The sequence below is a fragment of the Sphingomonas faeni genome, from assembly GCF_024273235.1.
Taxonomy (GTDB): domain Bacteria; phylum Pseudomonadota; class Alphaproteobacteria; order Sphingomonadales; family Sphingomonadaceae; genus Sphingomonas; species Sphingomonas faeni_A.
Genome location: NZ_JANBVH010000014.1, coordinates 92,729 through 112,782 on the forward strand (window position 1 = coordinate 92,729; position 20,054 = coordinate 112,782).

Genomic DNA, 20,054 nt, shown 5'->3' on the forward strand with positions numbered 1-20,054 from the left:
CCGATCCTCAGAACCGCAGCCGCACTCCCGCGGTAATGTTCTCCTGGTGATCATCGCGACCGGTCTGCGATCCTGCCGCCGCGAACAGGTCGAGCCCGCTTGGCAGGCGATATCCAACGCCAGCCTGCGCGGTGCCCACCAGCTTGGAACGTTGCGCGCCCAGTGCCTCGAGACCGAGACCACCGCCGGCATAGCCTGCCAGCGCATCGACCCGTCGGCCCTGGACCTGATAGCGCCCGCCGAACGACGCGAACGGGCGGAACGGCGCCGACGACGCCTCGCTTCGGCCGAGGAACAGCCCCGCATCCGCAAAGCCTGCGACATGGCGGTCTCGCGCCACGGTCAGCGCAAAGGCACTGCCGCCGGTCTCGTCCGTCGCGTCACGGGTCGTGCGAACATAGGTTATCCCCGCGCGCGGCCGCAGCGTCCAATCGGATGCCAGGGCAATCCCATAGCCGATCGAGAGGTCGCCGACCCAGCTGTGCAGGTCATAGCGACCGACACCAGCCGCGGTCCCCGGCAGCGCGCGTGTCGTCGACGCCTTGCCGCCGTCGTACATCACCGATCCGGTGATGCCGAACCCTGTGTCCGCCATGAAGCGCGCATGCACGCCCGCCACGAAACCATCCGCACGGGTCCGCGCACCCAGCCGTTCGATCTGCTGGCGGGTATTGAGATAACCACCGAACGCGCCCACGCTCCACGATGCATCGCCGATGCCGATCCCGCCCAGGAAGCCGTAATTGCGGCTCTGCGTTGCCGAGGTACCCGCGCCCCCATCCGCGCCGAAGCGATGCCAACCGCCCAGCGCCTGTGCGAAGGTGTAGGCGTGGACCGTGTCGCCGGTCGCCGCGAAGGCCGTACCCCGTGCCGCACCAGACAGCGTCAGCGCGTTATCGACACCGATCTGCGTCGCCGACGCATAGGCCTCGGGCGTCAATTGCGCGAACGCGGTCGGATTCGACGCGCCCGACGCGGTCAGCAGCGCGGGCACCGCGGCGAATAGCGCACTGGTGGCGGGCTGCGCGGCCAGCGCCGTATTTGCATAGGCAATGCTGCGAGCCACCTGCGGCGAGAATGCCGCATCCCCCAGGAACTGGCCGAGAAGCTGGATCCGATCCGCCCGCTGCACCACGAAGCCGAACAGGCTATCGGGCTTGAGCACCGTCGAATAGGCTCCCGTGATCCCGCCGCTGGCAACGACGAGGTCGTACGAAACGCCGGCGCGCAGCGTCCCGCTGGTAACGATCTGGAGCGTCGCACCCGACGCGATCGATATTGCGCCATTGACGACGAGCTTGTCCGATACCGCTGGTGTCAGTTCGAACAGCGACACGGATCCTTCCTGCAGCGCGACGTTGCCGTTTACCGTCATCGTACCCGCCGACGCGCCCGGACTCAGCGTGCCGGCCACGACCAAATTGCCGTTCACCGTTCCCGCCGAGCCGAAGGTCGCACCCTGCCGCACGGTGATCTGCGTCGCGCCGATCGTCGATCCAGCCAGCCCGACGAGGCGTCCGCCGGTCAGGTCGACGCTGCCAAGCACCGCCGTGCCCGCGATCGTCGCATAGCCCGACGCCATGCCGAAATTCTCGATATTGGCGATGCTGCCGAACGCGACGGGCGCGGTTGCGGTACCGCCTGTTACGGCGATCGTGTCCGTACCCGCTCCGCCATCGACCGACCCGGCAAACTGGCCGAGGACGGCCAGGCGATTGTTGCCGCCACCGAACTGGACCTGCCCCGCGGTCAGCGATCCGCCACCGAGAACGACAAGGTCGGTATTGGCGACAACCCGGTCGTAGCTTTGCGTGCCCGACAGCGATAACGTGCCGTTACCTTCGGTCGCGAGTGTCTCGAACCCGGTGAGCACGCCGGCGGCAAGCACGTGATCGCCCGTCGGTACGCCCACCAGTCCGATCGTCGCCGTGTCACTGCCCGCGCCACCAGAGACAGTGCCGTTGAGTATCCCGCCCGCCATCCAGCGGAACGCGTCGTTACCCGCGCCGAGATCGATCACGCCGGCCAGCGTGCCGCCGCTCGCCAGCGTCAGTTGCTGGTCGCCGTTTCCGAACGACAGCGGCATACCCGTCGAACCGAGCGCGCCCGTCACCGTGAGCGCGCTGCCCGCCAGCGCGATCTGCTCGAAGCCGGTAGCGCTGCCGGCCAGCGTAACCGGCCCCGTCGTGGCGAAGCGCAACAGGTCATTGCCCGTGCCGCCATCATAGCGTCCCATCGCGACTGTAGTCCCCAGCGAAAGCTGATCGTCACCACCACCGAGCGAGACGTTGGCGAGATCGCCATCGACCACCACGGTCTCGGCCGCATCGCTACCCGTCAGCGATCCGATCCGATGCCCGGCCAGCACCAGGTCGAGGTCGGTTCCTGCCAGCGCGACGCTGGTGAAATCCTGGTCGAGCGCCAGCGACAGCATGCCGTTGCCCGCGATGCCCAGCCGCTCGAAGCCGGTACGCTGGCCGATGCCGTTGCGATTGCCCGCGAGCATCACCGTGTACAGGTCGTTGCCCGCACCACCATCGACGGTGCCGGCCACGCGGCTGCCCAGACCCTCGACATATTCGTCGTCGCCGCTGCCGAGCGCGACCGAGCCGAGGATCGCGCCGGCGTTGACGACGCGGTCGTTGCCGCCTGCGAGGTCGACCGAACCGGTGATGGTGCCATTGCTCGTCACGGTCTCGGCACCGTCGCCGCCGGTGATCGTCACCGCGCCGTCGCTGCTCAGGATCTGCCCCGCTGCCACCGTGACGCTGCCACCGCTGACGCCGATCGTGTCGAAGCGAAAGCTGCCCGAATAGATGACGTTGCCTGATCCGGTCTGGGTGAAGCGTTCGAAGTTGACGAACTGGTCGCCGTTCACCGCGCCGCCGCCGGTGGCATCGACGATCAGCCCGTCATTCCCCTCGCCGCCATCGATGGTGCCGACCAGGGTCGCGCTCGCCTGCTGGAGGAAAACGTCGTCGCCCGAGCCGAGGAACACGTCGCCACGGATCGTGCCGCGGTTCTCGATGCTGTCGTTGCCGCCGGCCAGCGCGATGGAGCCGATGATCGTGCCGGTGTTGACGATCCGATCGTCTACGCCGCCGACCGTCTGGATCGCGCCGGCGAGGTAGGTCGAGCCGATCGTGTCGATCAACCCGTCGTAGCTGGCAAGCGTCGTGCCCACGCCGCCGCGGACCGTACCGGCGTTGGTGAGATCCAAGCCAGCGCCGTAGCCCAGTATTCCGACAGAACGATCGCCGGTCGCTTCGATCACGCCGGCCGCCATATTGGTGATGCTCGCAATGCCCGAACTGGCGCTGAAGCCGAGCGCGTTGGCGGCTTGGGTCACGTGATACGCAGTGCCATAGGTGTCGAAATAGACCTGATCGATTCCCCCGCCATTGGCGCGGATCGTCCCGGAATTGGTCACGCCGATTGTGGCAGGACCGGTGAGATCGCTATAGCTATAGACGCCGACCGAGGCGCCAGCGCCACCCGGCCCAGCCGCCTCGATCGTACCGCTGTTGGCCAGCGACACGGTACCGCTGAGACCCGTCCAGTCGATGATATAGAGCGATACGGCCTGGACTGCGCTGGAGATGACGCCCGCGTTGGTCAACGATATCGCCGATGACGGGAGTGAGGCGTCAGAATAGCCAAAGTAATTCCCGGCCGAGGCGGTCAATCCCCCCTCGATGCTGCCGGTGTTCGTCGCGACGATCGATCCCGCATAGGTCGAAAGATGGACGGTCTGGTAGCTGTCATCACCAGAAATGCGGCCGCTGTTGACGAAGCTGACGTCGTTCGCGCTGTCGATCGACACGGCTCCGCCCGCAAGAGACGTGGAACCGATCGTCCCCGTGTTGGTGAAACTCCGTGCGGTCCCGAAGAAACCGTCGCGAATGCTTCCCTGATTCGTAAAACTGGACAGGACCAGCTGGGCGGCCGGATCGGCGCTCATATAATCATAGTAACCGCTCAGTACCGCGCCTTCGATCGTGGCGGCATTGACGATGCTGCCGTCACCCGAGAGATAAAGGTCGGACTGGAACGGGTTTGATGCGGTCGCCGTGAGGATCGTTCCGGCGCCCAGCGCGCGGATGCCCTCGAGATTGAAATTGACGACGTTGGCCGCTGGCAAGGTCCCCAATGCCACGGTGCCGCTCGTGTTTCGCGCGTGAACGAAGACGTTGTCACCATTGCCGCCATCGACCGTGCCGCTCACGCCGATCACGTCGTTCAGGGCGACGAAGGTGTCGTCGCCATACCCGAAGCTGACATTGCCAGCGACCGTGCCGCCGTTGGCGAAGTAGGTCGACCCGCCGCTGGAGAAGCCGGAGCTGAAATCGACCGAACCGATGATCGTGCCGGCATTTTCGACCGTGCCGTCCATCCGGATCGCCGTACCGCCGACGCCGGAAATCGTACCGCCGGCAAGGTTCGTGACCTGGCCACCGGAGATATTGCCGATCGCCACGCCGCCCGTGCTCGCGATCGTGCCGGAGTTCGTCACGTAGGAGCCGGACGAATATCCGCCGCTGATCGCGAAGCCTGCGGTCTGTATCGTGCCGCTGTTCGCGACGGTGCTGGCGTTGCCGATCCCGACGGACGCCCGAGGCCCGGTCTGGATGATCGTGCCGGTGTTGATCACGTCCGTGACGCCGTAGGTGCCGTAGCTCCCGTTCAGCTCGATCCGGCCATTGTTGATCAGGGTACCCGTATAAACGACGGCGGCATTGAACGCATCGCCGCCGTTGGTTGCCGTGTACGCCGCGCGGATCGTTCCCTCGTTCTGCAGCGTGTTGTTCGAACCGAGAACCGCCACGCCCAACGCACCTGCGAAATAATCGTCGATCGTTCCGCTCAGGGTTCCGCGACTGACGACGGTCAGTGCCTCCGTCGATCCGTCCGAACCGCCCGTCGTCGTGCCGGGTACGATTGACGCCGATGCCATGCGCAGCGCGGATTGGTTGGTCACGGCGACATCGGCGGCTAGGTCGACTGTGCCGTTGCCGGCAAGCACGATCGGCAGCGTCTGTGCCGCGGCTGCGGTCAGGGTCAGTGTGGCGCTATCGACGAGCTCGTACCCAGCCGTGAGGAACGGCCCGACTGCGCCGATCACGGCACTCTGCTGGCCGCTCACACGGTAGCGCAACAGGCCGGCGTTGGAGATCACGGTGCCGTTGATCCCGGCGAAGGCAGTCTGCCCGGGATTGACCAAGTCGACGACCAGCGTGTCGCCCTTGCCCAGCGTCAGGTTGCCGTTCAGCACGCCGCCCGTCAGCGCGACGAAGCGGTTGGCGTTGCCGCTACCGTAGCCGGTATCGCGTGGCGATACGAACGTCACGTCGCCGTCGATCGTCCCGGCATTGAAGACCGCGCCGTTATAGACGCTCGTCGAGCCATAGGGATCGCGGCCGCTGATGGCATTGGCCCCGCCGCTGATCGTACCACCCGCCAGGTTGTTGAGCACGCCGTAATTGGAAAGCCCGACGGCGGTGCCGCTCCCCAGGCCTGCGATCGTCCCGCTGTTCGTCAACACATACCCGGTCACCGCGCCGAAGGTGGCGCCCTCGATCCGGCCGCTGTTGATCGCCGGCATGTTGTCGGTGTTGCCGCTCAGCTCGACGCCGATGCCCGCCGTCGAACGGATCAGCCCGCGATTTTCGAGTGCACCGCCGAATAACGAGGCGGCGGTGCCCGCCGCGACGATCGATCCGGTGTTGACGAGCGTGCCGCCCGACAGGGCGATGCCGTTGCCATTCGATGCGATCGTCCCGGCATTCGTGAGCATGGAATTACCGAGGCTTACCGCATAATATCCCTGCGTGACGCTCGTCTGGATGCTGCCGTTGTTGGTGAAGGTCGGGCCGCCCGTTACATAATAGGACTGCACGAACGCCTGGCCGTTGGTCGTGATCGTGGCGTCGTTGACGATGCTGCCATACCCCGCCAGTTCGATCGTACCGGGCGTGACGAAGCCGTCGGCTAACGTGACCGTCGCCTCCGCGCCCGGATCGAGCCGCAACCGCTGGAAGCCACCGGGCAGCGTGATCGCGGTGTTCACCGTCAGGTCGGTCGTCGGTGCCAGGACGATCGAATTGGTCCCCTCGCCGCCATTGAGGCTGCCCGTGATCCCCGTTACCAGCGCCGACGTCCCGACGTACCGCGCGTAGACAAGATCGTTGCCCCGGCCGAGCGATACGTTGCCATTGATGATGCCAACCGTGGAATCAACAACACTGAAAAACCCCGTCCCCTGACCCGGATCAGCGACGATGCCCCCCGTGATCGTACCGGCGTTGACCAGTTGGATCGCCGAGCCCGCCACCAACGCCGTAATTCCAGCAGTACCGATCTGCCCCCCGACCAAGTTCGTGATCTTCAGATTGCTACCCTGCACGGCGGCGCCGGTGCCATCGTTGCGGATCGTTCCGCTGTTGGTCAGCGACGCGCTCTGCGAAAAATTCGCGAGGGTCGCTGCGTTCGACGCGGACCGGATCGTGCCCTCATTCGTCCACGCACCTGCCCTGACCCCCGAATTATAGGTCGTTGTCTGCTCGATCGCGCTCCGAACTCCCCCATCGATCATGCCCGCATTGGCGAGTTGCCCGACCGCGCCGCTGATCCCCGCAATCGAGCCGGTTGCAGTGTTGACTATGACGTCGAAGCCGCCCCTTGCGGGCTCGGTTGCGAGCAACGCCGGACCACCGGTCCCCGTTATCGTCCCGGCGTTAGTTAGGCTGACCAAAGCCACGCCATAGCTGTTGCCGGGCGACGATCCAGCCGTGATACCGTTCACGCCAGCGACGGTTGCGCCCGACTGAACCGCGATGTCGACATGCGTACCGTAGAAGTCGAACGAACCCGACGGTACCGTGCCTGAGCGCACGTCGATGCCGCTCTGAAGGCCACCGTTCACGGTTCCCGCAACGCTGATCGACGCCGTTCGCGTGCCGAAGACATTCGGATCGGAGGGGAGATTCACCGCTATCGCCGGCGCGGACAAGCCGACCACCGTCGCGCTGCCGTCTACTACGACCGTAGCACCCGGCGCGGTTATGCCGATGCCATCCGCGTCGGTACCCGTGCAGGTTGTTACGACGTCGGCGCGGGGTGGGTCGGGCGCACATTGCGCGAAACCAGGCACCGAAAGCACAAGCGCTGCCGCAATCGCGCTCGTCTCTAGCGCGCGCGCGCGAACACGCCGCGTCGGCACAATGTTATTCCCCATTACATATCCCCCTGATCTCGCGAACGGGGGCTAATCGCTTGCTGTCCCACTGTCGAGCCACATGAGTGAATTGGTCAGGTAAATTGCGCCCGTTCTGAATGGCTTTCCGTGGACGCGAATATCGCTGAGCAACGGTCCGGACATACTAATGTGACCGCGTCTCTGTAGCCGTTCGATTTAACCAGTTCGTGGTCGAACTACGGTGCGAAGACTGTGACCGCCGCCTCAATTGAACACTCCAATCGGCCCATGGAGCGACATGCCACGTGCGCGTCACGTTGGCGGTCGCGTGGGCACTGTCTCTTGCCGATCACAGTCGAAAAGCTGGTCAGTATCGCGATCCTGAATCAGCATGCATTGGACCGCATTATCTACCAGTGGCGGTCACCCCTTGATGAGGATTGCGTCGGACGGCAGGATGCGATCGAGGAACGGCAGGATTGCTGCTCCGACCGCAGGTGCATCTCTCGACAGACTGGCCCGAGCGATCGGCGCCAATGTTGGCATACCGTGCGCGGCGGCTACGAGCTTGCGATACGACGCTGCTGCAAGCTGGTCGAGCACATCATCCGGCAGACGCCCGCCGACTAGCACCACCGCGGGATTGACCAGACAGTTCACCGCCCTCAGCGCCGGCACCAACTCATCCGACGCGCAATCCACCCATGCATCAACATGCGGCGCGAACGCGATCGGAAAGGGCTGGGTGGGGTCGATCCCGGCAAGGACCAAGCCCGCAGCCTCGAGCCGGGTGGACAATGCCGACAGCGATACGACGTCCTGCAACACGCGTGTCGGATCCGCCGCAAGCGGCAGAAAGCCGATCTCCCCACTCCGCGCGTTCGCACCACGGTAATAGGCGCCGTCGATCACCACACCACCGCCCAGCCCCGCGCTGACGAGAATGTAGAAGAAGCTGACATGATCGTGGCCGTCGCCGAACTGGGCCTCTCCGATCGCGGCCGCGGCGGCGTCGTTGTCGGTGTGGATGGACCAGGGGGCTACTTCAACGAGGAGTTTGCGGAGGTCGACATCGCCCCAGCGGTCGTAGTTGGGCGGCCGGTGCGGCAGGTCGACCTGCCCCAGATCGTCGGGCAGCGCGACCCCGACCCCCAGCACCCGGTCGATCCGGATCACGCCGGCACGGCGGATCTCCTCCATCCCCTCGCCGACGATCCGCACCACGTCCTCGGGCATCGCGAAAGCGACCTGCCGCGTGAACCGCGACCGCACCGTCCCCGCCAGATCCAGCGACACGAGCGTCACATGATCGCGGTCGATGTTCAGCCCGATCGAAAAACACCCCTCCGGATTGATCCGCAACCGCGTCGCGGGCTGTCCGCGCCCCCCGAACCGTCGCCCCGCATCGACGATGAGCTCGGCCTCGAACAAGCGCCCCGTTATATTGGCGATCGTCGGCGAGGTGAGATTGGTCATCGCCGCGATCTCGTTGCGGGTGATGTCCGGGTTGCGCCGGATCACCTGAAGGACCACCCGCTGATTATAGTCCCCCGCCCGCTCCAGATTGGTCCCCGAAAGGCTGGGTCCGAGCCGCACGGCGCGATCATTGGCCGTCACGCTGCCGTGACCCGACAGATCCAGTTCCGAGAAATCCATCGGTTTGCTCACTTCGCTGGCGGGATCATGAAAGTCGGCGCGGCTTCGGACAGGCCGAGGAACGCCGCATGCGGCTCGGCAAGCGCGACGGCCTGCGCGATCGAATCCTTCATCCGCGCAAACGCTGCCTGAAGATCCGACACCGAGAAACGATCGGCCACCGGATCATGCGCCGCCGCATCGATGCCGAACCCCGCATACATCGACAGCCAGCTGGGATCCTGAAACGATTCCCATTCGTACCGCACCAGATGCCCGCGCGCCTTGAACAGCCTGAGCTTGTGCGCCAGCGTCTCGGGCAGCGCGGTATCGCGGCAACGGTCCCACATCGCCTCGCCGTGCCGACCATTCGCCGCATAATGCAGCACCAGAAAATCGCGGATACGTTCATATTCCAGCGCGGTTGTCCGGTTGTATTCCTGCGCGAGCGCCGGATCGAACCGACGGTCGGGCAGCAAGGCCAGCAGCTTTTCAACCCCGGTCTGGATCAGCGTGATGCTGGTCGATTCCAGCGGCTCCATGAAGCCCGCGGCGAGCCCCAGCGCGACGCAATTCCCCTGCCAGAACGCGGTCCGCCGACCGGTGCGGAATCGTATGAGGTTCGGTTCGGCCAGCGCCTCCCCCTCCAGCCGGCCGCGCAACGTCGCGACCGCCTCGTCGTCGGACACATGCCGGCTGGCATAGACATACCCGTTGCCGACGCGGTGCTGGAGTGGGATCCGCCATTGCCACCCTGCCGCAAGCGCCGTGCTGCGGGTATACGGCGTCAGCGGCCCGGTCCGCGCGCAGGGGATGGCGACCGCCCGGTCGCACGGCAAGATGTTGCTCCAGTCCTCATACGGTACGCCGAGCGCCCCGCCGAGCAGGAGCGACCGGAATCCCGAGCAGTCGACGAACAAGTCGCCGTCGATCGCCTTGCCGCACGCGGTATCGACGCCGCGGATAAACCCGGTCGCATCGTTGACACGGACATCGGTGATCGTGGCGTCGATATGCTCGACACCCCATTCGGCCGCCTTCTCCGCCAGGAAACGCGCGTACAGCCCCGCATCGAAATGCACCGCCCAATCGAAGAACAGCAGGTCGTGCACCGGCTTGTCGGTCGGCAGCATGAACAGGTTACGTTCGGCGAGCGCCGTCGCGAGACAATAGTCGGCCAACCGCGTCGGATGCCCCGCGGCGTTCATCTTGCGCCAGTAATGATGGAACGCCACGCCGCGGGACCGCATCCCGTACAGGCCAAACGGGTGAAAAAAGCCTTCCCCCTTGCGGTGCCAGTCGACGAATTCGATGCCGAGCTTCGCCGTGCCCTGCGCCGCCGCCATCACCTCCTGCTCGGTGACGCCGATCTCCCGGAAGAAATCGCGGATACCCGGCACGGTCGCCTCGCCGACGCCGACGGTGCGAATGGCGCTGGATTCGACGACGGTGATCTTCACCGGCTGATGTTCGAGCCGACGCGCGAGCAGCGTCGCCGCCATCCACCCGGCCGTGCCTCCGCCAACGATCACGATCGATCGCAGCGGTGCGCGGTCCGCTGCCGCTCCAAGCGGCCCGTTCGTCATACCGTCCCCCTTCTTCCCGTCACCCACACCGATGCCCGTCATCCGAAAACAGGATGACGGGCATCATGTCCATGCCGATGCCGCGGATCAGAACTTGAAGCGCGCGCCTGCCATGAACCGGCGCTCGTAGATGTTGTTGTAGGCCTTCGAATCCGGGAAGGTCAGATAGTATTTCTCATATTCGCCGGTCAGGTTCGATCCTTGCGCGTACAGCGTCAGGTTCTGCGTGAAGTCATAGCTGATCGAGGCGTCGATATAGTTGGTCGGCTGCTGATAGAGTTCGAGGCCCTGGATGCCGCCGAAATTCTGCTGCACCGCGCGCTTCGAGCGATAATTCCATGCGACGCGCGCCTGGAAATGATCGTCCTGGTAGAAGCCCGCCAGGTTGGTCTGGATCTTCGAATTGTCCTGGAACGGGATCGCATCGCCCTTCAGATCGACCGCACCGGAATCGGACGGCGAATAGGTGATGTTGGCGTCGATGCCGAAGTTGGTCAGGATCGACGGCATGAACGCGAAGTCGTTGAACGACAGCTTGGCACCGGATTCGACGCCTTTCAGCGTACCGCCCTCGCCCTGGATCGGCGTGCTGATCGACACAGTGCGGTTGCGCACAACGCCGTCGTTATCGGGCAGGTCGGTACGGATGATGTTGCCCTGCTGGATAAAGCTGGCGACGTCGATGTAGAACGCACCGACGCTGATCAGGCTGCTGCGACCGATGTAATACTCCAGCGACCCTTCGACGTTGGTGGCGCGCCACGGATCGAGGAACGGGTTGCCGTTCGAGCTGCCGCCGGTGACGCGGAACACGGGAGCCTGTCCGGGCGCGCCGGGCTGGATCGCGTAGGTCGGGTTGAGACCGCCGCCCCATTGGTTGAGGTCGAGCAGTGTCATGGTCTTCGAGAAGGCGGCACGCAGCTTCAGGTTCTGCGACAGTTCGAACGCAAGGTTAAACGCGGGCAGGAAGTCGGTGAAGCTGCGCTTGGTCTCGACCGTGCCGTTGCTCGCATTCGCCAGGCCATAGGGTCGCGGCGCCCCGGTCACGAACTGAGTAATGTCGAGCTTGGTGTTGATGATCTTCAGGCCGGCATTACCCGAAACCGGGATACCGAACACGTCACCCTTCACGTTAAGCTGCGCGTAGCCCGAAATCTGCTTCACGCCGACGTTGAACGAAGCGCCGGGATTCTGCACTTCGACGTTGCCGGGATAGAAGCTGTTCTGGAACGCCAGAGCGTTATCCATCACCTTGGGGTCGAGCACGTAGATCGGCGGCAGGCCGGCACCCGGCAGCGTGTACTGCTTGACCTGGCCGTTGAAGATCGGATCGCTCGCGTTGCGGACCACGCCGGCCGTATAGGCTTGGAACCCCGGCGTACCGAAGGTGCCCGACACGGCCGAGCAGGTCTGGTCGTTCATGCCCACGTCGAACGCCTTCCACTTCACGAGGCACCCGCCGGTCTGCGACGCCTGCCCCGCATAGAGCGGCGCGGCGCGGTCGAACTCGAAATCGTCGACCGATCGCTCGCTGTAGCGACCGCCAAAGGCGATGCTGACATTGTCGTTCGCCTCGTACGAGGCATCGCCGCGGACCAGCTTCAAATCACCCTTGCGCCTATAATTGCCCTCCGACGAAGTCGTCTTCATCGCGTAATTGTTGATGTCGCCGAGCAGGCCGGTCAACTGCGCCGGCAGTGTGAACACTGGCTGGTTACCCGTGAAATCCACGGTGGCGGGCAAGGATGCAGTGCCCGCGACAGTGTTGACCACGTAGCCGGCGGGATTGAACGCAACGTCGCCGGTGGGATAATGGCCGACACCGCCAGGCTGCCACTGCGCGCCGTTGGACGGGCTGAACTGCAAATAGCTCTGGTCGTAGTTGGAATAGGCCTTGCCGTAGATGCCGCGCAGGCTCGCCTTGAAGCGACCGCCATTGTCGTATTTTAACTCGACATTGTAGTTCTGCGACTGCGATTCAAAGCGATCGTTCTGCGCGTAGGAATCGAAGTTGCCGAGGTCGTAATTATAGACTTGGGTCGTGTTGAGATTGTAATCGCGCGAGACTGTCTGGTTGAGGGAGTTGGTTGCGGTCTGCGTGACGATCGATCCGGTATCGCGCGACTGACCGGGTACGAACTCGGCCGCCTGCCAGTTGACGTTCTGCATCTGGATGCCGGCGGTGCGGTCATTCTCGTTCTGGCGCGTGAAGAACGCATCTGCGTTCAGCGTCAGCGCGTCGCTGATCTCCCACTGCGCGGAGGCGTTGATGCCGATCCGCTCGCGCTGGTTGACCTTGTCCCAGGCCGTGAAGCCCTGCGGCACGATGAAGATGTCGTTCGCATCGCCGTCGCCGTTCACGTCGCGGCCGGTGCCGACGATCGTGCCCTTGGGGCGATTGGCCGGCGAGAAGCCGCTGCTCAGGTTGACGTCGCCGGTCGGGTTGGCCTCGGTGTTGAACTGCTCGTTGTGGAGCGCCGCGCCGTAACCCTCCTGAATGCCGTTGTGCGAGTTCGACAGATGCAGGTTCGAATAGGCTCCCGACACCAGGAAGCCGAACTTCTCGCCATGGAAGCCGAACAGGCCGTTCAGGTTCGGATCGAATTCCTTGGTCTTGTCGCCATACGCGCCCTCGGCCGCGGCGGCGAAGGTGAAGCCCTTCTTCAGGTCGAACGGACGCCGCGTGCGCAGATTGACGGTGCCGGTGATGCCCGCGTTCAGGAGGTCCGCGGTGCTCGACTTGATGACGTCGGCGCCGGCGAACAACTGCGACGGGATGTCGTTGAAGTTCGGCTGGATCGTCGTGATCGACTGCGCGCCGAGATAGGCCTCGCCGTTGAGCAGCGTCGTCACCTGCGGCAGGCCGCGGATGTTGATGGCTGCACCCTCGCCCGCGTCGCGGCGGATCTGGACGCCCGGGATACGCTGGAGCGAATCCGAGATCGTCACGTCGGGAAGCTTGCCGATGTCCTCGGCGGAGATCGAGTCGGTCACCGATGCGGCATCGCGCTTCAAATTGACTGCCCGCTGCTGCGCGCCGCGGATGCCGGTGACGACGATGTCGGCCCCTTCGGCTCCCGCGTCGCTGGTCGGCGTGCTGGGGTTCTGCGCTTCGCTCGACTGGTCGGCCGCAACCGCCGTGGGAGACGCCGCCTGGTCGGTCGGCGCCGACTGAAGAACGCCTTGCGTGGTCGACGTCTGCTGGGCGTTCGCCGCTCCACCATAAGCGAGGGCAGTGACCGACGCGGCCATCATCAGTATCGTCTTGGACTGTACGCGGGAATTCACGGGCGTTCTCCTCCGAGCCATTGCGGACCACCATTGCTGGCGATCACTCCACTTGGCGTTCGGAAGTATCTGGCTGAGCAGCGCACACGCGCTCAGCACCCCTCTCCCTGCACCAATCGCGACTTATCGTCGTCTAGAAGCGCAGGAACTTTCGCGGACGTTGGCGTCGTCGTCAATTAAATAATGCAAGTTGCTTTAGTTGATGCCGTAGTCGCTGGAATTGGTCATGGTTGACGGACGGATGCTGGAATTGCTGCGGGCTCGGAGTGCCGCGTGTCGATCCGCCATGGGTCGCCGTGTTGCGGGGGTTGCCTCGACGGTGCAGCCAGCGCGCGGTTCCGCCTATGGATTTGCCTGAAACGCTTGCAACGATGCTTCCCGGCGCGACCTCGACAGGTCAGATCTTCTGCGACTTCAGGGCGTCGATTCGGTCGCGGATGCAGTTCAGGCTTTCATCGAGCTTTGCCGCGATCATGAACTCGCCTTGTTCGTCGACGATGGTAAGCGCCTCGTGCACCACACCGGCGACATAGGTCAGCCTGGCGATCGGGTCGGTATTGTTACGCATGCAGCAGCCTATTGCAGCCAATATGATGAGCGGACCTTGGGTAACGTAAACGCCATGGTCGTGTGCCACGTGCCGGTAGAAAATGAAACCAGTTGCAACATGACAGATTCTTCATCAACTTGCCGCGGCGTGGCTGCGACGGGCGGCATCAGGAGGCAAGGGCGATGGCGGGCACCGTGGCAACGATATTCGTCGCACCGAACGACTTGGGACCTGCCGAGCTTTTATCCTGTGCATACAGCATGCTGGCGGCCCGCAAGGCGCTGCATGGCCCGTTGCCGTCGGCTATCCTCGCGGATCCGGCACTCGACATCCTTCTGAAGCTGGTCGTCGGGCGGGGCGAACGCCGGGACGTGACGATCGACGAGCTTGCGCAGGGCAGCACGGTGCCGCAGTCGGTGATCCTGCGGTGGCTGAAGGTGCTCGAATGCGCGGGGACCGTCGACGTCACCGAGACCGAGGACCAGCGCCGGGTCTATGCACTGTCCGATCGGGGCGTCGGGGAGATGGATGCTGCGCTGACCGCCGTGATCCGCTCGCAGATCGCCTTGCATGGAAACTAGACGCTGATCCCGGCGACTTCGGTGATGGAGTCGAAAGGGCGTGCGGTCGAAAGGGCGTGCGGCCGACACGTCGCCCGCCCTCTCGTTCTGGTTGATATCCGATGACCGTCGCGTGCGCTCGCGCCGTGCATTCGGGCTCAGGCCTCAGGGACCGACATCGGCGGCGCCGGTCTGGACGCGCAAGGCCTTGCCGGCCTTGAAGCCCAGGGCCGCGCCGACGCGGTCGTCCCAACCATAGGGGTCGTTGCGCACGATCGGCTCGCCGGCATCGTCGAACAATACCGTCTGGTAGAGCATCCGGACGGGGATCTGCCGCGGCAGCTTGACGAAGGTTTCCTTGCCGGTGGCGCGGGCCTGATGCCATTGGTCGAGCACGCCGCCATCCTTCGCCAATAGCTCGGCGAACCCGAGCGCATCGTCGACCCGGACGCAGCCATGGCTGCGCTGGCGCTGCACCATCGCGAACAGGGTCTTGGCGGGGGTGTCGTGCAGGTAGATGGCGTGGTCGTTCTGCATGTCGAACTTGACCAGGCCGAGCGAATTCTTCGGCCCCGGCTGCTGCACGATCCAGCCGTTCTTCCAGACCATGTTGTTCGCCTTGAGGTATCCGGCGCCCTTTTTTGCGATGTCCTTTTCCTGGATCGAGCGGGGCACCGTCCAGGTCGGGTTCGCCACCAGCCGGAAGATCGGCGAGCCCAGTTGGGGCGTCTCCGTGTCGGGCTCGCCGACGATCACCTTGCGGCTGTCGGCGATCTTGCCGTCGCGCCAATAGGTCAGCCGTGCCGCCGCGATGTTGACGTCGATCCGCGTCGCCGCCGGGGTGCGTTCCAGCCAGCGCAACCGCTCCATCGCGACGGCGATCGCGCGGGCGCGGTCGACGTCCGACATATTGAGGATCGCCAGCGCTTCGCTGCCGATGATGCCGTCGGGCTTCATGCCGTAATCCGCCTGCATCCGGCGCACCGCGTCGACCATCGCCGGCCCATAGCGATCGCCCTGCGCGGCATCGGCACCGAGATAGTCGAGGACGACCAGTTCGCGCGCGATAACCAGCAGGCGGGGATCGGTCGCGTTCGGCTCGATCGCCTTGCCGGTGACCGCGATGTCGGCGACGGGCGCCGCCGGTCGCCGCCGGAGTTCGAGATAGGCGCTCGACAGCTTGGCGTAATTGGCATCGTGGGGCGCGAGGCTGTCGAGCCACGCGGTCAGATCGCCGGCGCGCAGTGCGGCGGCCAGGCCCGCCTTCAGATCGGGCGCCGGGCGCGGCACGGTATAGACGTCGTAGAGCTTGGCCGGATCCGACGCACCGCGCGCCAGGGCGCCTGCAAAGCGCAACGCCTGCGCGGTCGGGTCGCCATCCTTGCCGGAGGTGGCGCCGAAATCGACATGATCGAGGCCGTGCGCGGCGCGGGCATCGATCGCCTTGCGCAGTTGCTGCGTCGTCCGGTCGCTCCACTGCGCGGGCGTGGTCGCCGCATCCGTGCTCGACGCCTCGTTCTGGTTCGGCACGACGTTGACGCTGCACGCCGACAGCATGAGCCCCAAGGCCAGCGATTTTCCGACTGTTGAACGCACACCATACTCCCAGATTCGCTTGGACACCGCGCTGCCGATCAGCCTGCTCCGAATGCACGCCGACCGATGACAATCGGGTGAACGGGTCATGCGGTACGACAGACGCCGGCCAATGCGTAGTGGGTAAACGGACGAGCAAGGACGATGGCCCTAGGGTGCAGGCAATCTTTTGAGTGGAACCGATATCTTGCCCAACGCCTTGCTTTCCCGCCGCGATCTGCTGAACGGCGGGACCGCGGCCCTCGTCATGGCGGCCTTGTCCGAACGCGCGTCCGCGCGGTCGCCCGAGCGTCGCCTTGCGCTGTTCAATGCCAATACCGGCGAGCGGTACGATGCCTGTTTCTTCGCCAACGGCCGCTACCGCGCGGACGGCCTCGCCGAGCTGAACCACGCGATGCGGGACTGGCGCACGGGGGCCACGCGAACCATGGACCCGAAACTCCTCGACCTGCTGGTGCACGTCCGCGACCGCCTCGACGTGTCGTCGCACAAGCCGCTACGGCTGGTCTCGGCCTACCGCAGTCCGAAGACGAATGGGCGGATGCATGCCCGATCGCACGGCGTCGCCAGCAAGAGCCAGCACATGCTCGGCAAGGCGACCGACATCGCCATCCCCGGCGTGCACCTGAACCGCCTCCGCGATGCCGCGCTGTCGCTGCGCGCAGGCGGCGTCGGCTATTATCCGCACGACGGCTTCGTGCATGTCGACACGGGCGCCCTGCGTCACTGGAGCTGACGGCAGGTCCGTTCCGGCAGGGCCTTGTCGATGCGTTTCGATGCGCTGCGACCGGGTCGCGCGCGGGACGAATACTCGGGTTGCGCCGAGCACACCAATTCTCAACACTTCCGCCATAACCTGGATCACTTAGGAAAGGCGAAGCGAGGCGCGGATGTCGGACTGGCCTTCCCCTGCACCATCGCCAGGGGCGGATACTGAGGACGTGTTGCTCGCGGAGCAATATGCGGCTTTGCGCAAGCAGATCCCGCTCATGTACGCCCTGATGTTCATCGACATCGTCTTCCTGGCGGTTTCCTCCTACGACGACATACCATTGGCGATGAGCCTGGGCGTGCCGGTTGCGCTGTCGGTCGCCATAACCGCGCGCGCCGGGCTGTGGCTCCGCCGAAGGAAAGTCGCCGCGCCGCCTGCCGATATACGGCGCTATCTTCGCGGAACGATCATCGCCGCCACGATCCTCAGCCTGGCATTCGGCGGGTGGGGCATGGTGCTGTTCGAGCAAGCCGAGCCGCAGCGTAGCATGGCGGTCGCGCTCTATGTGTTCGTCGGCACGATCAGCTGCTGTTACTGCCTGCTGACCCTCCCGACCGCGGGCCGGCTGGTGCTGTTGCTGGGCGCCCTGCCCGTCACCGTCCAACTCCTGATGTCCGGCGACTGGCAGCTGATCGGGACCGGTGCCAATTTCGTGATCGTCGCCATCCTCATCCTGCGGACGATGTCCACCAGCTATGCCGGCTTTACCGAGGTGGTGCGAAGCCGATCCGACATGCAGCTGGAGCGGGAGCGTGCGCGCGACGCCGAGCAACGCGCCCAGGAACTGGCCTATCGCGATGTTCTGACGGGCTTGTACAATCGACGGGCGCTGAGCGAACAGCTCGATAGGTTTGGCTTTCGGGATCGCTGCTCGACGCACCTGGCCCTGCTGGTCCTCGACCTCGATCGCTTCAAGGCGGTCAACGACGTTCACGGCCATCCCGCGGGCGACAGCCTGTTGCAGGCGGTGGTGACCCGGTTGACCGGTATCGTCGCCGGCGTCGGTGTCGCCTATCGGCTCGGCGGCGACGAGTTCGCGGTGATCATCGAGACGACCGACCCCGACAAGGATTCCGCTACCTCGCTGGCACAGGCCATCGTCGATGGCCTGGCAGCACCGTTCCAGGTCGGCGGGCTCGTCCACCATATCGGCGCGAGCGTCGGCATAGCATTGGTCCACCGCGATGCAGCCGATCGCGAGACGATGATGCGGCAGGCCGACATCGCGCTGTACAAGGCCAAGGAAAACGGCCGGTCCCAGTACCAGATGTTCGAGCCGCGGATGGACGTGGAGATCACGCGGCGCTCGGTTCTGGAACGCGCGCTGCGGGAGGATATCGCCAGCGACGCGTTCCTGCCCTTCTACCAGCCGATCGTGAACCTGGTATCGGGCACTATCCAGGGCTTCGAGATGCTGGCCCGCTGGCACCGGCCGGACGGGGAGGAGATCGGCCCGAACCAATTCATCCCGATCGCCGAGGAATGCGGGCTGGTCGGGGACCTCATGCTCAAATTGCTCGACCGCGCCTGCATCGATGCCGCGGCATGGGGGCCGGACATCATGCTGGCGGTGAATGTTTCGCCCGTGCAGCTCAAGGACCCGGGGTTCAGCGACAAGGTTCTCGCCGTACTCGCGCGCACCGGGTTTCCCGCATCGCGGGTGACGCTGGAGATCACCGAGAACGCGCTGATCGCAGAGCCCGCGAACGCCAAGCGATTGATCCAGTCGCTCAAAAGCGAGGGCATGCTGCTGGCGCTCGACGATTTCGGGACGGGCTTCTCGTCGATCCAGCATCTGAAGATGCTCCCCTTCGACAAGATCAAGATCGATCGATCGTTCGTACAGGAGCTGGAACGGGACAGCGAGGCGTACCGGATGGTGCTGGCGATCACGCGGCTCGCGGCCAGCCTAGGCGTGGCCGTCATCGCCGAAGGGATCGAGGACGAATTCGCGCTCGGGATCGTTCGGGAACTCGGATGCGCGGAGGCACAAGGCTATTTCTTCGGACGACCGATGGCCGCGCGCGAGGCGGTGGAAGCGCTTCGCGCGACCGGCCCGACGGCGTCGGCCCTGCACCCGTAACGAGCGCAGCCGGGGCTACCGAACAGCTGTGGGATCGTCTTGATTGCAAGGCGCTGAGGGCGGCGTACGGCGCAACGCTCCGACCAGGTCTTTCCGGCCAGCATCACGGCCGGCACCATGGCGGATCGACATTCGGCAGTTCGGGCCCGCGGAGGCGGGGACCGCGATGCTCGGGAGGTCGCGGTCATCTCGCGGGGTTTTGCCGATATGGGTGCCCGCCTGCGCGGGAATGGCGGTTGCATGTTGGGGACGAGTGCCGACTGGTTCCGGGATGGCCCACTGGTTTCGTAGTTGACGCACAGTGCAAGACGGAAAACAGCCGTTACTTGCCGTTTTCGCCCGTCACCAGCATCCCAGAAGCCGGGTCGTTATGTTAAGGAGGCGCAGGTTTCTCGTGGGACTGCCGCATGTCTGAAAACGCCCAATCTTGGGCTCTTACGAGCCTCTCGGCCTTGCCTAACACCGGCCACTCGTTCAGCTTCAAAGCGTGCGGGGGTTAGCTGTCACGTTCTGGGGATTGTTACAGGTTGCGGGATGCTCTGTCGGCAAACCATCGGTTTATGAAGTTGCTCGTATCGAAGCTGTCACGGCTCGCAGCAGTTGTATCGGCGACCTAGCTAGGTGGCATCGCGAATTCTACTTCCAACCGACTCTAGGGCTGATCGGCTCTGGTTTGGATAAGGGAACCATAAACGTCGGATATTCGGCAGGTCGTGATGCTGAAAGACCGGGTCGCTTCGTCATAGAAACCCCAACGGTTACCAAGTTTGACGACTCACAATTCGCTTT

Annotated in this window: 10 protein-coding genes; 4 read left to right on the top strand and 6 right to left on the bottom strand. The window is 64.7% G+C overall.

Annotated elements, in window-relative coordinates:
* Positions 1–7: 7 nt before the first annotated feature.
* The 5 genes from NLI89_RS09740 to NLI89_RS09760 form a co-directional block, all read right to left on the bottom strand.
* Positions 8–7,234, bottom strand: coding sequence for an autotransporter outer membrane beta-barrel domain-containing protein (locus NLI89_RS09740; RefSeq protein WP_254686868.1), 7,227 nt, complete (start codon positions 7,232–7,234; stop codon positions 8–10).
* A gap of 384 nt (positions 7,235–7,618) precedes the next feature.
* Positions 7,619–8,863, bottom strand: coding sequence for an ROK family transcriptional regulator (locus NLI89_RS09745; protein WP_254686869.1), 1,245 nt, complete (start codon positions 8,861–8,863; stop codon positions 7,619–7,621).
* Positions 8,860–10,416 (bottom strand): tryptophan halogenase family protein, encoded by a 1,557-nt coding sequence (locus NLI89_RS09750; protein ID WP_254686870.1) that lies wholly within the window; start codon positions 10,414–10,416, stop codon positions 8,860–8,862. The genes NLI89_RS09745 and NLI89_RS09750 overlap by 4 nt, the downstream gene beginning before the upstream one ends.
* A gap of 87 nt (positions 10,417–10,503) precedes the next feature.
* Positions 10,504–13,704, bottom strand: a complete 3,201-nt coding sequence (locus NLI89_RS09755) for a TonB-dependent receptor (protein ID WP_254686871.1) — start codon at positions 13,702–13,704, stop codon at positions 10,504–10,506.
* A 397-nt stretch (positions 13,705–14,101) separates the two neighbouring features.
* The gene (locus NLI89_RS09760) at positions 14,102–14,272 is read right to left on the bottom strand and encodes a hypothetical protein (RefSeq protein ID WP_254686872.1); all 171 of its coding nucleotides are present in this window, start codon (positions 14,270–14,272) and stop codon (positions 14,102–14,104) included.
* Positions 14,273–14,514: 242 nt separating this feature from the next.
* Between NLI89_RS09760 and NLI89_RS09765 the strand changes: the two genes are divergently transcribed.
* A complete protein-coding gene (locus NLI89_RS09765) occupies positions 14,515–14,835 on the top strand; it encodes a hypothetical protein (RefSeq protein ID WP_254686873.1) in 321 nt (106 codons plus the stop codon).
* A gap of 144 nt (positions 14,836–14,979) precedes the next feature.
* Here NLI89_RS09765 and NLI89_RS09770 read toward each other — a convergent pair whose 3' ends face one another.
* The gene (locus tag NLI89_RS09770; RefSeq protein ID WP_302675706.1) at positions 14,980–16,371 is read right to left on the bottom strand and encodes a L,D-transpeptidase family protein; all 1,392 of its coding nucleotides are present in this window, start codon (positions 16,369–16,371) and stop codon (positions 14,980–14,982) included.
* 286 nt (positions 16,372–16,657) lie between these two features.
* Between NLI89_RS09770 and NLI89_RS09775 the strand changes: the two genes are divergently transcribed.
* The 3 genes from NLI89_RS09775 to NLI89_RS09785 all read left to right on the top strand — a co-directional run.
* The gene (locus NLI89_RS09775) at positions 16,658–17,146 is read left to right on the top strand and encodes a DUF882 domain-containing protein (protein ID WP_439144502.1); all 489 of its coding nucleotides are present in this window, start codon (positions 16,658–16,660) and stop codon (positions 17,144–17,146) included.
* A gap of 154 nt (positions 17,147–17,300) precedes the next feature.
* A complete protein-coding gene (locus NLI89_RS09780; protein WP_254686876.1) occupies positions 17,301–19,265 on the top strand; it encodes a putative bifunctional diguanylate cyclase/phosphodiesterase in 1,965 nt (654 codons plus the stop codon).
* Between the two features lie 487 nt (positions 19,266–19,752).
* A partial coding sequence (locus tag NLI89_RS09785) for a hypothetical protein (protein WP_254686877.1) occupies positions 19,753–20,054 on the top strand: 302 nt, incomplete at its 3' end.